This window comes from Methanospirillum hungatei (assembly GCF_020216685.1).
Taxonomy (GTDB): Archaea; Halobacteriota; Methanomicrobia; order Methanomicrobiales; family Methanospirillaceae; genus Methanospirillum; species Methanospirillum hungatei_B.
Window position 1 is genome coordinate 1 of sequence record NZ_JAIWNS010000075.1, and the last position, 14,733, is coordinate 14,733.

General features: G+C 47.9%; 16 protein-coding genes. 12 read left to right on the forward strand and 4 right to left on the reverse strand.

Annotation, left to right across the window (positions count from 1 at the left end):
* From LDL35_RS04400 to LDL35_RS04425, 6 genes are all read left to right on the forward strand, one after another.
* On the forward strand, window positions 1-885 hold an 885-nt coding region (locus tag LDL35_RS04400; protein ID WP_304019902.1), incomplete at its 5' end, for a tetratricopeptide repeat protein.
* Between the two features lie 147 nt (window positions 886-1,032).
* On the forward strand, window positions 1,033-2,484 hold the full coding sequence (locus tag LDL35_RS04405) for a PKD domain-containing protein (RefSeq protein WP_304019904.1): 1,452 nt from the start codon (window positions 1,033-1,035) through the stop codon (window positions 2,482-2,484).
* 89 nt (window positions 2,485-2,573) lie between these two features.
* Window positions 2,574-4,076 (forward strand): PKD domain-containing protein, encoded by a 1,503-nt coding sequence (locus tag LDL35_RS04410; protein WP_304019905.1) that lies wholly within the window; start codon window positions 2,574-2,576, stop codon window positions 4,074-4,076.
* Between the two features lie 57 nt (window positions 4,077-4,133).
* A complete protein-coding gene (locus LDL35_RS04415) occupies window positions 4,134-5,084 on the forward strand; it encodes a hypothetical protein (protein WP_304019908.1) in 951 nt (316 codons plus the stop codon).
* 1 nt (window position 5,085) lies between these two features.
* Complete coding sequence (locus LDL35_RS04420) at window positions 5,086-5,934, forward strand: methanogenesis marker 8 protein (RefSeq protein WP_304019911.1); 849 nt, start codon at window positions 5,086-5,088, stop codon at window positions 5,932-5,934.
* 41 nt (window positions 5,935-5,975) lie between these two features.
* Window positions 5,976-7,181: a transporter substrate-binding domain-containing protein gene (locus LDL35_RS04425; protein WP_304019912.1), complete on the forward strand. Its 1,206-nt coding sequence runs from the start codon at window positions 5,976-5,978 to the stop codon at window positions 7,179-7,181.
* A 1-nt stretch (window position 7,182) separates the two neighbouring features.
* Here LDL35_RS04425 and LDL35_RS04430 read toward each other — a convergent pair whose 3' ends face one another.
* Together LDL35_RS04430 and LDL35_RS04435 are read right to left on the reverse strand one after the other, a co-directional pair.
* Complete coding sequence (locus LDL35_RS04430; protein ID WP_304019914.1) at window positions 7,183-7,812, reverse strand: V-type ATP synthase subunit D; 630 nt, start codon at window positions 7,810-7,812, stop codon at window positions 7,183-7,185.
* A gap of 1 nt (window position 7,813) precedes the next feature.
* Window positions 7,814-9,049 carry a V-type ATP synthase subunit C gene (locus LDL35_RS04435; protein WP_304019917.1) on the reverse strand — a complete coding sequence of 412 codons (1,236 nt, stop codon included), beginning with the start codon at window positions 9,047-9,049 and terminating at the stop codon, window positions 7,814-7,816.
* On the opposite strand from LDL35_RS04435, the gene LDL35_RS04440 reads away from it, so the two are divergent.
* Window positions 9,024-9,794 carry a PP2C family serine/threonine-protein phosphatase gene (locus LDL35_RS04440; RefSeq protein ID WP_304019918.1) on the forward strand — a complete coding sequence of 257 codons (771 nt, stop codon included), beginning with the start codon at window positions 9,024-9,026 and terminating at the stop codon, window positions 9,792-9,794. The two genes, LDL35_RS04435 and LDL35_RS04440, sit on opposite strands and share 26 nt — an antisense overlap.
* A gap of 5 nt (window positions 9,795-9,799) precedes the next feature.
* Here the strand turns inward: LDL35_RS04440 and LDL35_RS04445 are convergent, their stop codons facing one another.
* Together LDL35_RS04445 and LDL35_RS04450 are read right to left on the reverse strand one after the other, a co-directional pair.
* Entirely contained in the window at window positions 9,800-10,324 is a 525-nt protein-coding gene (locus LDL35_RS04445; protein ID WP_304019921.1) for a hypothetical protein, read from the reverse strand.
* Window positions 10,325-10,388: 64 nt separating this feature from the next.
* Entirely contained in the window at window positions 10,389-10,583 is a 195-nt protein-coding gene (locus LDL35_RS04450) for a hypothetical protein (RefSeq protein ID WP_304019923.1), read from the reverse strand.
* Window positions 10,584-11,026: 443 nt separating this feature from the next.
* Here LDL35_RS04450 and LDL35_RS04455 point away from each other — a divergent pair, with 443 nt between their 5' ends.
* From LDL35_RS04455 to LDL35_RS04475, 5 genes are all read left to right on the forward strand, one after another.
* Window positions 11,027-11,911 (forward strand): ion transporter, encoded by an 885-nt coding sequence (locus tag LDL35_RS04455; protein ID WP_304019926.1) that lies wholly within the window; start codon window positions 11,027-11,029, stop codon window positions 11,909-11,911.
* A 247-nt stretch (window positions 11,912-12,158) separates the two neighbouring features.
* Window positions 12,159-12,338, forward strand: a complete 180-nt coding sequence (locus LDL35_RS04460; protein WP_304019927.1) for a hypothetical protein — start codon at window positions 12,159-12,161, stop codon at window positions 12,336-12,338.
* A 35-nt stretch (window positions 12,339-12,373) separates the two neighbouring features.
* On the forward strand, window positions 12,374-13,171 hold the full coding sequence (locus tag LDL35_RS04465) for a ComEC/Rec2 family competence protein (RefSeq protein ID WP_304019929.1): 798 nt from the start codon (window positions 12,374-12,376) through the stop codon (window positions 13,169-13,171).
* Window positions 13,146-13,406, forward strand: coding sequence for a DUF3006 family protein (locus tag LDL35_RS04470; protein ID WP_304019932.1), 261 nt, complete (start codon window positions 13,146-13,148; stop codon window positions 13,404-13,406). The genes LDL35_RS04465 and LDL35_RS04470 overlap by 26 nt, the downstream gene beginning before the upstream one ends.
* 133 nt (window positions 13,407-13,539) lie before the next feature.
* Window positions 13,540-14,733, forward strand: a 1,194-nt coding sequence (locus LDL35_RS04475; protein WP_304019934.1) for a transporter substrate-binding domain-containing protein, incomplete at its 3' end; no start/stop codon positions are given.

A 14,733-nucleotide genomic window follows, 5' to 3' on the forward strand; every position in this document is an offset into this window, starting at 1 on the left:
ATCAGTGCATCCGCCGCCCCGGTAACGGTTCTGGTAAAACCGGACATGGAAATCCCGAAGAAAGAGACGACCATCTCATTTAAGCAGAACCTCTCAGAAGTTCAGCCTAAAGAGGAGATTCCCGCCCCATCTGAACAGGAGGCGGTACCATCTGCACCGGCTCCCGAACCTGACACCATTATATCAGAGGTTGCCACTTCACCTTCAGGGAACCATCAGAAGATTAAGGCACTCATTAAGCAGGGTAAATACCATGAAGCCATTACCCGCCTTGATGAGATGCTTCTTGAGTCTTCTGATGACTACCGGTCATTGTTCCTGAAGAGTATTGCACTCTTTAACATCGGGAAGGGTGATGAGGCACTTGAAATATTAAGCAAAGCAAAGGAGTCCTGCACCAATAAGGATGATGCGAAAGAGATAGAACGGATCTACAGCCATATTGTGCAGAAAGGCGGAAGCAAGAACGGACAGAAGAAAGATAAGGAAAAGGAGCCTGCACCGGGTGCACAAAAGGATGTAGGCAAAGTCCCTTCCCTGACAACTCATCCTGAACGGGTGAAGAATGAACACTCTGATATGATCGAGAAGATCTGTAATCAGGCACAGGGCTTGATTGACAGCGGCGATTATAAAGGAGCAAATGACATATTAGCCGATATCCAGAACCTTGTGAAGGATATACCGGTTGAAACCATGCAGAAAGAGTCTATTGACGATCTTTTTGCAGCAAAAGGATTTGTTCTGTATCAACTGAAAGAGTTTTGTGAGGCGAAAAAATTCTTCAAGGAAGCGACCAGGATAAATCCAAAGAATGAGACCGCAATACATTATCTGAATGACATCAGGGTTCGTGACTGTAACAAGTTTGTTCGGCACGTATAAGTCATGGAAAACCCATGACCATTTTTGTACCTGAACAGCGGTTCACTATCAAACACTATCTTTTATATAATATATTGGATAATTGGATCATACAGATATCTGGCCTGTTTGTGGGATGTGAGCCCCCGGTATCCGGAACGGAGGTATATGATGAATGATGAAGAGGACATGCTCGAGCTTCTCGACGATGAGGGGACGGCTGATCAGCTTGACCTGGAGCTGGATGAGCCGGAAGAGGAAACTTCGCCTTACATTGACGAGAGTATAGAAGAAGCAGCGCCTGAACCAGAGGAATCCGAAGAACCGGAGGAGACCGGAGGGCGCGAACTTGAGATCGATATCAGGTTAATTATTATTGCAATTGTCGCAATAGCAGCGATCATACTTGCAGGAGTATTTTTTGTCATGCCTATGCTGATGCCGTCCGGTCCGCCGACGGTTGTCATGACACCAAGTCAGTCTGGAGAAGACGTATTCCTGTATTATGAATCCGGCCCTGACCTTCAGGAACAGGATGTAAGATTTACGCTGGGTGGCGCTGAAATCCCACGGGAAAAGATCATGCTGATGGGGGGCATGACATGGCCGTGGACACAGGGGACGGTCCTCAAGGTTGACACCTCCGGATATGCAAAACCTGCAACGGTTGCGGTACTATATACGAAAGGGGAGGGTGAAGCCCTGCTGTTTTCAGCACCAGCAGAGCCCACACCGACACCAACACCGACTCCCACCCCTGAGCATACACCTGAACCGGTTATGACCCCGGAGATCCCGGTTCCGTCTCATACGATTTCTGTCCAGCCGGTTCTGACGGAAGACTTCATGAACCAGAATCTGATCAGGTTTGATGCGCAACCAACAACCGGCATTCAGCCACTGACCGTTCAGTTTGCCGATCAGACACAGGTATGTGCACAGAACCGGTCATGGAACTTTGGTGACGGGATGACATCCAATGCACGATACCCTGAGCACATCTATCCTTTCCCGGGTACCTACACCGCAAGTCTTGACATGACCTTCTGTGACCCTGATGAGTCATCAGAAGCACCGGTAAAAGAGATCACCGTGCTCCCGGTTGACCGGCAGGACACGCTTCTTTCTGGCCCCGGAGCAGCAAGTATTGATGCAGGAGGATCATTATTCTTCACTGTCAAGGGCCCCGCAATGCTGATTCGGATAGGAGGAAAGGATTCCTATCTGAAGAAGGGGGACCTGGTCAGAATTGACCTGAACGATGGGGGAACCGGATATATCTCTATCATAAACAATGCTATTGTCCAGTTCAACTTTGAAAACGTATCAATATGGGTCAATGGCAAGGAATTTGGATCCGGATGGCTTACAAACATCAATATCAATCAATATGAGCAGATTGCATCGGCTGACATCACCATCCGGATCATTGCGAAGGAACCTGGTCTCAAAGGACTGGTAAATGGTATTCCGGCGATTGTGGCAAGTCCGGGTCAGATGGTAACCCTGCACAATGTCGGAACCGATTCAACCGGCAAGTTCCTCTTCAGTATCCAGGACGGGGCAGGATTTTCCTTCAGGGGAGGTATTGAATCATATGAAGTCACTACTCCCTTTTGAATATTTTTAAACCAGTGTATAATCAATGAATAAAGGCAATCTGTGCGGGGGGGTGCAGACAGGTGAGGAAAACGGGATGGGTTTGGTACATGAATAAAGAACACGCAATGACACAGATCCAGACAATCATGGTCATGACCGTTATCATGATTGTTCTGTTTCTTCTTGGTGTGATCCTGGTGGTATGGAATCCGATACCTGAACGGATACCAAAGGCCACCATCAGTATTGAAGGCGAAGGCGACTCGATCGTGATGCAACACATTGATGGTGATTCGTTCTCATCAGACCGGCTTATCATCAAGGTGAACGGAGATGTCCAGCCGAACACAAATATGAACTTCCAGGGGGGTACATGGCCCTGGTCTCCAGGAGAGCGGATGCAGTTTTATTACCCGGCACCGGATGCTCCACGACTGGTAGAGGTGCTGTACGTGACCGACAAGGGAGACAGTGTTCTCATTGACAAGGCACGTCTTGATCCCCCGCCGGTGGTATCGGCAACTCCCCTTCCGGTTGAGATGGTCCTTCCGGTCACTCCGACTCCGCTACCGACCAATATCCCGGTAAATTTAAAGGATGCAAACCCGTTCCAGCCACCGATCAGTGACTTTACCGCTGAACCCAGGGTTGGCGATCCCCCACTGACGGTGACGTTCCATGATCTGAGTTACGGACAGGTCTCTGAATACCTCTGGAGCTTTGGAGACGGCTCCACGTCTACCCTTCAAAACCCGGTTCATACATATTTTGTTCCAGGAGCATACACCGTCAGCCTCCTCGTGACCAATGCGTATGGATCAAACCGCCGGACTGCCGGGGACTTTATCGTGATCGGATCCCCGCCGGTCGCAAAATACCTTGCCGAACCATCCAGTGGACAGGCACCGCTGACCGTTCAGTTTACTGATCTCTCAACCGGCAGCCCGAAGAGCTGGGAGTGGTCATTTAGTGATGGGACCCAGTCATCTGAGAAGAACCCGGTTCACATCTTCCAGTATGCCGGGCAGTATAATGTCACCCTCCGGGTCACCAACGCATATGGAACCGACAAGTACTCCCAGGAGGCCGGGATCAATGTCACTGCCCCGACCAAGATGGATGTATATCTTGCCGGAAGCATAAACGGAGCACTCATCCCTGATGGTTATGTCAGGCTCAGAGTGACTGATCCGGCAAGTTCCATGAAGATTGCCGGAAAGATCTACACCTTTGAACCAGGGGATATGATCCAGCTCATCTACGGGCCGGGATCCATGGATGGAACCATATCCACCGATAAGAACAAGTTTACCGCATTCAACTTTAACGATATCACTCTTGTCAAGAATGGTGAGACGCTGGCACGGGGCCCGGTCAATAGTTTCTCTCTTGGCGGGTTTGACAGCTATGCATCTGCCCTGAACCTTACCATACCACGAGGGGATCCCTATTCAACGCTGTATATCAATTCTGAACCATACAAGTATGTTGAAAGCCCGAAGTTTACGTTCTTCGGAATCGGACCGGATAGTGCCGGCCGGTTCTTTTATCAGAAATCAGCCCAGGCTATGAACTTCCAGGGCGGGATTGCCGAACTTACCATGGGGTAACCCGGGTACGATCGGCAACCTTTCATTCTTGTGATACGATACCATAGGCACACACGTATGAAAGACCCCCGATTATTCTTTTCAATCCTCATTCTTTCATTGATACTCTCCCTTGAGGGAGGCGTTATTGCCGATACGCCCCTGTATACAACAGACTTTTCAGACGCAACCGGGTGGGAAACGAACAGCCCATCGTCATTTTATCTGGATGAAGGGAAGGGACAGTACCATTACCAGATAACAGGCGGTACCGGATCCTATGCGTACTATCCCCTCTCAGGGCCATTCACCGGTCCGTTCACCCTGGAATTTGATGTGTACCCGGTGCTGACCGAAGAGAAGAGTTCGTTCAGGTTTGGTCTTGGAACAGAAGGGTATGACAGTCAGAAAGGACCGGTTGTCCTTGCCGAGCTTTATAATCAGAATGGAGAAGGGGCGTTTGCCCTCACTGCAATATCTAAGGAAAACCTCCGTTCCCAGACATTCTCCATTCCGGGGAAAGCAAATTATAGTGGAAAAACCGTGCGATTTGTGGACGGGGAGAAGTATCATATCAGGCTTACCTGGTACCCGGTTGAAAAACGGGTCAGTATGACGGTCACTGCTCCAGGCGAGAACACCCCGCTGTTTAGTCATTTTGTAATGGTAACCGGTAAGATGGAAGAGTTTACCCACCTGTTTTTGACGTCCATCGGTGAGGGACAGAACGGGAGAAAGGCCCACGGGTATATCGACAACATCAGTCTGACATCTCCAAGTTCAATCCCTGCAACCCCTGAACCTGTCATCACGTCACAGGAACCAACACCAACACCGACTCTGGTGACCAGTGTAACCAGCGTCGTTCCCGGACAGAATGGTGAGCCGGTAGATATAACCCCTGATCCGGTTCCAAAAAGAACCCCTCTTCCTGCTCCACCGACCCCTGTCCCCACTGAAAAAACTGGATTATTACCCCTCACCGGGATTTTGGGAGTGGGATTCGTTCTCTTCCTTTTCAGGAGATAGTATGGATGAACATATCATAGAAGCAGCCGGACGTTGCAGAGTCATTGTCAGAGATGGGAAAGTGGTGGAAGTTGGAAGTCCTCTGATATCCGACTGTCCTCTTGCACGCAGGTTTGCCTGTCCGGTCAATGAGATGACATCTGAAGCGATTCGGGATAATATTCAGAACCGTATAGACTCGTTTGGGATGTGCACCCCGGGTCGTGAACTCACTTCAGAAGAGGTGTTTGTCGGATTTGGAGCGTCAGAGATTATCAGCACCGCCCTGAAAAGCCGGTATATTGATGCAGCGGTCATCGTCTGTGACGGGGCCGGTACCGTCGTTGTCACAAAAGCGGAGATGGCACAGGGAATAGGGGGGAGAATGTCAGGACTTATCAGCACGTCACCGATTCCTGATGTTATCCGGAGAATAGAAGAGGAGGGAGGAATCGTTGTCGATCCTGACCATGCCTTTCTTGATCCCATTGCAGGCGTCCATGCTGCGAAAAAGGCAGGATATGAGCATCTTATCGTGACCATCCATAATCCGGAGGATGCACGGGCTATCAGGGAGTATGATTCTGATGCCATCATCATCGCCGTGCATACAACCGGTTACTCTCACGAGGATGCAGAGAAGGTCAGACAATATGCGGATATCGTAACCGCATGTGCCTCACAGACTATCCGTGAGATCTGCGGACCATGCGCCATTTTGCAGGCAGGATCCACAGTGCCGGTATATGCCCTTACCCCTGGCGGGAAACACCTGATCCTTCTGCGAATGGCCGCGATAGAATATCCGCTCTTTGTAACCCATGCAGATCTGCCTGTCTCCGGGGAGAAGAGTCCTCACCCCCTGATCTGAGAGTCACCTATTTATCTCCATACGCAAAAATCCAAAAGCTGATGAGATCTATACGGACCGGAATGCTCATTGCACTGTGCATTTCCCTCTTTTCATCTCTTTCCATGGCCGTACCGATGCCTGATGACATGATTTTTTTAACCGAAGAATATCCACCATTTAATTATCTTGAAAACGGCGTGCCTTCCGGCCTGTCAGTGGAACTTCTCAAAACTGCACTTGAAAGAGCCGGGATTCCCTTCTCCACCGAAGATATCAGTTTTATGGCCTGGTCTGATGCATACCGGATGACAGAATCCAGGAACAATACCGGGCTTTTCTCAATGGCACGAACACCGGAGCGTGAGGAACGGTTCAAATGGGCTGGTCCCCTGATGCAATGCCCGCTTGTTTTCTTTGCTGAAAATGAATCCCTGAAGACTGCACGGCCGGAGAACAAGGATCTTCGGGCAGTTGTCATCAAAGATGATATTGGCCTGTATGTCGGCAGAGAGGCAGGAATTCCGGATGAGAACATATTTCAGGTGACAACCCCTGCAGAAGCAGTCCAGCGACTGATCGATGGAACATCAGATGTCTGGGTCTATGCCCTGTATCCTGGTGAGAGCCTGATTCAGACCATCGCAGAAAATCCGGAATCATTCTATATCCTTGATGATCTGGGCAGATCAACCTACTACATTGCATTTAACCTGAATACCGATCCTGACATCATGAATGCCATTCAGACCGAACTGGATGCGATGAAAACGGACCGCAGGGATGAGGGAATTACCACCTATGAAAAGATTGTCGGGAAATACATCGGTCCGATTTGTGCAGAAAAGTCACAAACACGGCAACAGATAATCAACCTGGTCAATCTCACCGCGGATGCCATCAGCCGGGATGCAACCGGAACGCTTGCAGATATTCAGAACGGACGACATCCATACAAGGACCGGTCTGATCCTTCGTTATATGTGTATGTCTTTGATACCGGGGTCACTCTCATCGCCAACGCTGCGCAGCCTTCCCTTGCCGGGACGAACTTTTCAGGAAAAGTCGATGCATCGGGGAAGAAATTCAGGGATGAGATCGTGACCGGTGCGATGAAACAGGGTTCAGGTATTGTGACATACACCTACTCAAACCCGCTTGAGACGGGAATTTTCTATAAAGAGGCCTATTATACCCTCGTGACCGGGAGTGATAAAAAGCAGTACATCGTCTGTGCCGGACGGTATCTCTCCTGTGACGAGATCTGACCTATTTCCATCTCTTTTTCACATGAAACAGCCGTGACTGCTCTTCCCGCTCCAGTTCTTCCCGGCTTGCCGTAATCGTTGCAATAGACGCTTCGAGTGATGGTATTACCACATGCTCGAGTGCTTTTACCCGGCGGGAAATCCGCTCTATCTCGGCTATCAGGTGGCTGAGTGCTGCGGCATTTCCGGCATATGCAATAATTGCATCAACAAGCTTCTCATATGCATCTGCCAGATCATCAATGACCAACGAAGTACCAAGGAGCCCGTATCCCCGATCCACGAGATCTGTCCTCACATTACTCCCGGTAATCACCGGGACCCGGATACCAAAGAGGTTCTTTTCCGAGAACTCAATCTCGGTCTTTGATTCCACCGAGTATGCTGCTATGGTGACGTTGAGCATCCCCTCAATCATGTAGGCAGGGGCCAGAAGATGCCTGACCCGCCGGTACCTGACCATGAGAAGATCATATTCTGCCTTCACAAGAGGAGCCAGGTTTGTGACTTCCAGAATAAGGCCGTCCAGTTTCATCTGCAGCGTCTTATGGGACCTGACGGCGATTTTAAGTCTTGACTTTAATACAAGGAGTTCTGATTTCGTCGGCCTGATATCACGAAGATATGACACCTTACATCACCAGATGCTGTCTGATAAAATCCGGATTAACACCGAACTGCTTCCCTCTCGCTATAGCCCGGAGGTTTGCAATCTCATACCGCTTGTGCTCAAGATAGGAGATGATGGGAAGAACAGAGAACTGGTGTCGCCGTGCAAGTCCATCCAGATGATGAAGGAGCATGGCATTCACCGAGAGCATGACGGTGTATAAGGGTGTCTTGTGAGCCGCCCATCTCCGCCACACTACATCGGCCGCATCAGCCTCACAGACATTCTCGTCACATCGCAGGTTTTTGAGTGCTTCGGTGAGTATTGACAGGATCCCGGCACGGGACAGTTCATTCACAAAGGTTTCCCGGTCTGTCACCCCATAGAGCCTTTGAAAGTCTTCCGGATTCATATATCCGCCTGTCACCATGAACGGGGTGATATCAGATACGGTGCTCCCGGCTCGAAGCCGGAATATATTCCTGATATTTAAGATATCTATCTCAAACCGCAGGTGGGGAAGGATGACATCACCGCCCCTGATACCAAACCGTGCATCGGTGAGGAGATTTCCATAATACGCAAGGTAAAGATCGTTCTCCAGGGAGGCGAATAGGCCACGACGGTATCCGCCAGATATCCGTGCAGATACAATTTCGTGATGGGGCCATGAGGAGAGATTATCAGCAATTTCCTGAATGGACCGGAGGGTCAGGAGGTGATCAAGATGCGAGGGGGACAGGACACCGGCAGGGATGAGCACGGCCCGTATCCGGTCACCAGGGATGTGAAACTGGCATCCCCGCAGAATAAGCATGACATTCTCGATATCCCATCGGGAAAAATACTGCTCAGCAAGTTCCTGTAAGGCGCCGGGGGCAATAGAGAGGATGCTGCGGTAAGTTTTTGCGAGATTTTCAGTCAGAGCATGTTCGATTAACTCAATATCTGAATAGGCAGAGGAGAGCATATGCACCTCTTCATGGTATCCGGATTCTCCAATAAACCGGATGATCTGGGAAAGCTCCATATTCAGGAGCCTGTTGTACTGGTCAGGCGAAATGAGAGACTTCTTCTTCAGCCCAATCCGGGTACAGATATACCGGTACGAGGAAGGGGTTACCAGATAATGGTGCATGATAGGAGTGATTTTCTGTTCTGCTACAATATATGAGTCAGGTATTTCATATACCCTGTCATATCGTATGTCATGAGAGCGGAGGTGACGAACGATGTATTCCCTGGATATTGCTGCCATCACCAACACCGGGCTGTACCGAAGACGCAATGAAGACAGTCTGCTGGTGGGCAGAGATGTTCTTGCCTGCGTATCTCTGACTGAGCCGAAAGCATGGAGGGTTGATTCATATCCGGTCATCCTTGCCGTTGCAGATGGTATCGGCGGTAGTGTGGCCGGAGATATTGCAAGCAGGGAGGTGCTGATTTGTCTGGCACGGCCACCGTGCCCGGACCGTGAGGAGACCCTTCATGACCTGATACACGCAGCACAAACCCATCTTGATCACCTGGTTGAAACCAGGCCTGACCTTGACGGGCTTGGAACAACCCTTGCTGGTGTGCTCGCTCTGCATGACCGGATAATCATCTTTTCATGTGGTGACTCGAGAGTGTATATGAGCATGCCTGGAGATGAAGCGCTACAATGCATGACAAAAGACCATTCGGTTGTCCAGGATATGATCGACACCGGACGGCTGACTGAAAAAGAGGCTAGATCTCATCCGCTTGGTCATATCATCACCTCATGCCTGTCTGGGGGACGGAGAAGGAGCTCAAACGATATCCGAATGTCAACTCACCCCATACAGAAGGGGACACGGCTGGTTCTCTGCACCGACGGGGTTTGGGATTACGGAGGCGAACGCTTTCTCAAGGCAGCAATGAAAGGGGATCCACCCTTCGCAACACAGGAGATTCTTTCCATCTGCTATGATGCAGGAGCTCCGGATAACATTACCCTCATCATCGCTGATGTTGAATAAAAAGGTTAAAAGTCGTCCCAGCTTTTGTTCTTGTCTTCGATGACCACCAAAGACAGGGTCGAGAGTTCATTGATTCCATCACCGGCTTCTTTCCTGGTATTCCATGGGTCTATCTTTATCGTCAGGTGATTTGGAAGCCGGGGGATATCATGAGGGATCATGAACCGGAGGTCAAACATGGCGGATGTCCCTCCTTTCAGGGGAGGAAAGGTATCTGTGACCGGAATGAGCCTGGTATCACCAAGCCATGCCTCTACCGGGACATTGCCCGGGGCGATGTCATCGCCTCCCTGATTTGTGATGATGATCCGGGGAGTAACCGACCTTCCCGGGCGGGTGTACGCATAATCACCTGCCAGAGAGACCTTTTCCAGAACATAGTCATGGTCAGCTTGAGGCGATACCACCTGGGCAGGGGCGGTAAAGACGATAGACGATGTATGTGAGATGTTTGTATCCGCGACAACAGAGCAGGCAGGCATCAGAAGAAATCCGATGCTGATGACCAGAAAGTATACCCTGATATTCATATAAAGCCTCGATAATCCTGTATAGGTTAGATTATCTATTCGGAAATGGTTTCCTCTATGGGTTTTAAAGCAGCCCGAACCATGCAATATACGAGGTGATGACCATGATGACCAGGATGATTATCAGACCCTTATAGATGCAGGAATGACAGATGCCACTTCCCATATGGATACATGCAGAGCAGTGATGTTCTTTGCAAATACGGCAGGTATGTTCTCCGTCATGATCTTCATGATGTATACAGGGAGTGACAGACATACCATATACTGGCAGGTTCTCTCGTAAAAATCCTTTTCGTATCTCCTATCACTACGATATACCACCGGGATCGGTTTTTTTAAACCCGGATCTCTCACATGAGTCTGGAGAAATATTCTCCGGTTTTCAGTATGAAACCTATAATTTTAGGTCAGACTTTTCGCGAATCCTGAACATCTGGCTTGAACGATAAAATGCATTCAAATTGCAGGCTTTGGAAAAATCACCGTTACCTTGACTATTCAAAACCCTTTTTCCTGGTATGATAACGTTTTACACAGAGATCGTCATCAGGAATGGTTCTATCTCCGGCGATATCAAGAGTTTTTGCGTTCCTTCACGGTTCGGTCTTTCAGGATACATGAACCATCCGGATAGCAGGTTTCTTCTCATTTCAATGAAAGATAGATTGAGCAGGCAAATATCAGCATGTCACATGTGAGATGAAGATGCAGTCACTGAAAAGAAGAGTCTTTGATATTATCGATGATAAGGATGAAGGAGGGAGACCGAACAGCATCTTTGACTTTTTCATCATCTTCATCATTATTGTCAATACCTTCGTCATCTTCATTGAGACATATCCGACCATCCAGAATAATTACACAGAATATCTGGATCTTATCGAATATATCACCATCATTGTCTTTACCACAGAATACCTGATCAGAATCTGGACCTCTACCTGTTATCCGGAGTATTCACACCCTGTTACCGGAAGGCTTCGGTATGCCTGTTCCCTCACGATGATCATAGATTTTTTCGCAGTTTTTCCATTTTACCTGATGTTCGTCATACCTCTCAGTCCATATGTTGTTCATTTTCTCCGCCTGTTCAGACTGTTCAGGGTTTTAAAACTTCTGAGATATTATGGATCCATTGATGTGATATACCGGGTGATTAAAAGAGATAGCCAGTATCTCTTCTCGATTATCATTATCCTGCTGGTTTTTCTCTCTTTCAGCTCATACCTCATTTATATCTTTGAAGCTGAAGCACAACCAGATAAAATCCAGGATTTTGATGACGCTCTCTGGTGGGCTATCGAGACGACGAGCACTGTGGGATATGGTGATGTTATTCCGGTCACGGATATGGGGAAATTCATTTCCTTTCTCATAATAATTCTTGGAATCGGGATAATTGCACTACCAACAGGGATTATTGCTTCAGGATTCCTCGAAGAGATCCGTGCTTTAAAAGAAGGATCACGAGATCTCTATGACCTGCATCTGGCAGATGAGATAAGAAAATTAAAGGAACTGCGGGATGAAGGGATCATTTCAGAGGATGAGTTTTTGCTTGGGAAGGAGAAGATACTGAAATAATTAAATATCTGGAATCACTGGAATTATTCGTCCTGATTTAGATACCGATACCAATAATCAGGAGGATGTGATGTAATGCCCAACCTATCTCCACGAATCCAGTAATTTGTCTTAAACAATACATTGCATTCAGAGCGGGGGCTTTGAAATAACCACGGTTTTTTTATTTATTGTTCCAAAATTTTTTGCCGGGCATAATAAACCGGTAGATTTTTTGAAACTGCAAACATATCATTCTGAATAGAGTATGGATGAATGTTCATCGTTCCGGGAGATTGACATGATTGAAAAACAGATAGATCCTGAAAGAGTCAGAAAAATGGCCGAAATATGGGGGATCACGGTCACTGCTGACGGAAAGGTCAGGATTCCGGTCTGCAGCTATAGTGATGTGCTGCCTCTCATCAAAAAGAGGCCGGAACGTTGAAATATTATTATAACTGCCTGTCAGATATCGTGTTCATGCTCTCAAACGGATACATGGAGATGAACTATACCAGAATTTTCGTGATTTTTTCCCTGATATTCATAATTTCACCAGTATCTGCCCTTTCAGTTCATTTCCTTGATGTTGGTCAGGGGGATGCTACGCTTATCAGACATAATGGCCATACCATGCTTATCGATGCAGGGGATATGGATGCCGGCCCTGATATTCTCTCTTATCTTCAGTCCCAGGGGGTTACTCGTCTGGACGTTCTGGTCTCCACACATCCGCATACTGACCATATCGGGGGAATGAGCGAAATTGTACATGCACTACCAGTCAGTCTCTATGTTGACAATGGAGCGACCCATACCACCCCGGCCTACCGTAATCTGGAAAAAGCCCTGATAAAAAAACAGATCCCGTATGCAACCGCGAAAAAGGGTGATAAAATTCCGTTCACCGATGATATCACCATTCTTGTGACCTCTCCGGATGATCTCACCGGTGATATGAATGAGGACTCACTTGCTCTTCTGCTCACCTACGGGGAGGTCAGGATCTTCTTCACCGGGGATTGTGAGAGTTGTGATGCCTCATGTGATATCGTAAAACTGGCACATCATGGCTCAAAAGGATCTGCGACCCGTGCTATCCTGAAGGGAGATATTCCGGACTGTGCAATTATCTCGCTCGGGAGAGACAATGAGTATCATTATCCGGCCCCTTCCACGATCAATGCCCTCAAAAAGGCCGGGGTAGAGGTATTCAGGACTGATGAAGAAGGGACGATTGTTTTGATGTCTGATGGGAAAAAATACTGGTTTTTCTGATATGGTTTTGGCGATCGTTGACCGGGTTGAGGATGATGTACTGGTATTGATGACCGATACCAGACCGACCAAAGAGATACATCTTCCAGTTGAGCTCTTTCAGAGTTTTTCTGAAGGGGATGTTGTCAGGATAATCGTTGAAAAGGATGAGGAAAGGAGGGAAGAGATTGAGAATGAGATCAAAGACCAGAGAAAGCTATTAAAAAGCGTTCGCCTCTCATGTTCCGGTACGTGAGTACCAATAAACGACAGTTCTCATGCAGTATGTCTGACATTTGCAAAGGATTATGGCTCATCCAGACAATTAAACTTTCAGAACTGAATTTACGTATCAGGTCAATCCGGCTCTGAAATATCCTGCCAAAAGTATGATCCCGATTTGCCATTCCAGCTCCAAAAGAAATAGACTCCAATGGCTATTGATAGTCCTTGCTGCACTGTTTATCATTACTGTATGCTGCTCACCGGTTGCCGGTGCACGAGAGGTACGAGTAGCCCTGACTGAGCTGAGGCCCTCCCTGTTCACTGATGAGCAGAATTATCCTGCCGGGTTTTTTGTTGACCTAATCGAGGATCTGGCAAAAATTGAAGGTTGGAATGTCATCTGGATACGTGGAACACTCTCTGAAAGCTGGGATCGCCTGTCGCGGGGTGATATCGATCTCATACCAGCAGTAACTGTTACTCCGGAGCGTTTGATGCTCTATGATTTCACAAATGAATCGGTCCTTTCTATCTGGTCACAGGTCTATGCACGCCCGGATTCTGGGATTAATACTATCCTTGATCTGCAGGATAAACAGATCGCAATGGTCAGGGGAGCATCCAGTGGGATGGGACTTAAAGACTATGCAGAAAAATTTGGTGTTACAGCAATATATCTGGAGAAGGACAAACCTGCAGATATTCTAGCCGCGGTGTCAAAAGGAGAGGCCGATGCTCTTGTTATGTATAATTCTGCAGGTCAAGAAGAGGTGAAGAAATACGGGCTCATTGCAACTCCTGTGATGTTTAACCCGGCACAATTTGTCTTTGCAGTTCAGAAAGGCCGGAACCAGGATCTCATCAGGGCTCTCGATCCCTATATTGCAGAGGGAAAGAAAAACCCCTCATCCACCTACAGCACGTCAATGCAGAAATGGTACAGCATAAAAGCAGAAGAGATAATTCCCACATTTTTATGGTGGATCCTTGGAGGTATTGTAAGCCTTGCCTCTCTCTTTGTTGTCATGAGTTATCTTCTCCGTCGTGAAGTCAGGCGAAAGACGGCTGAACTTGCCAGACAGAATGAAGAGTTATTGTCGGAGGTCGATCACCGGACCAAAGTTGAGAATGAACTGGTCAGAAAAAATGAGGAGTTACGGGCTGCATGCAACCAGCTTACTGCCATGGATGAAGAACTGAAGAAAAACTATCATGATCTGATGAAGAGCGATAGTGCCCTGATCCAGGCCAGAAAGAAATTAAACCTTATTAATAGCCTTACAGGTCGGGATCTGAAAAATTTATTCTTTACTCTCACAGGTTTTATCCACATATCAAAGGAAGCTGAATCCCTTGAT

Coding starts and splice junctions, on each gene's coding strand:
- LDL35_RS04435 (WP_304019917.1), bottom strand. CDS start 9,049: ATGGCAGCAATATCCAGGGAATACATCGTTCGTCACCTCCGCTCTCAT.
- LDL35_RS04460 (WP_304019927.1), top strand. CDS start 12,159: ATGGATGAATGTTCATCGTTCCGGGAGATTGACATGATTGAAAAACAG.
- LDL35_RS04470 (WP_304019932.1), top strand. CDS start 13,146: ATGGGAAAAAATACTGGTTTTTCTGATATGGTTTTGGCGATCGTTGAC.
- LDL35_RS04425 (WP_304019912.1), top strand. CDS start 5,976: ATGAGATCTATACGGACCGGAATGCTCATTGCACTGTGCATTTCCCTC.
- LDL35_RS04420 (WP_304019911.1), top strand. CDS start 5,086: ATGGATGAACATATCATAGAAGCAGCCGGACGTTGCAGAGTCATTGTC.
- LDL35_RS04465 (WP_304019929.1), top strand. CDS start 12,374: ATGCTCTCAAACGGATACATGGAGATGAACTATACCAGAATTTTCGTG.
- LDL35_RS04405 (WP_304019904.1), top strand. CDS start 1,033: ATGATGAATGATGAAGAGGACATGCTCGAGCTTCTCGACGATGAGGGG.
- LDL35_RS04440 (WP_304019918.1), top strand. CDS start 9,024: ATGTATTCCCTGGATATTGCTGCCATCACCAACACCGGGCTGTACCGA.
- LDL35_RS04455 (WP_304019926.1), top strand. CDS start 11,027: ATGAAGATGCAGTCACTGAAAAGAAGAGTCTTTGATATTATCGATGAT.
- LDL35_RS04415 (WP_304019908.1), top strand. CDS start 4,134: ATGAAAGACCCCCGATTATTCTTTTCAATCCTCATTCTTTCATTGATA.
- LDL35_RS04410 (WP_304019905.1), top strand. CDS start 2,574: ATGAATAAAGAACACGCAATGACACAGATCCAGACAATCATGGTCATG.
- LDL35_RS04450 (WP_304019923.1), bottom strand. CDS start 10,583: ATGTCTGTCACTCCCTGTATACATCATGAAGATCATGACGGAGAACAT.
- LDL35_RS04445 (WP_304019921.1), bottom strand. CDS start 10,324: ATGAATATCAGGGTATACTTTCTGGTCATCAGCATCGGATTTCTTCTG.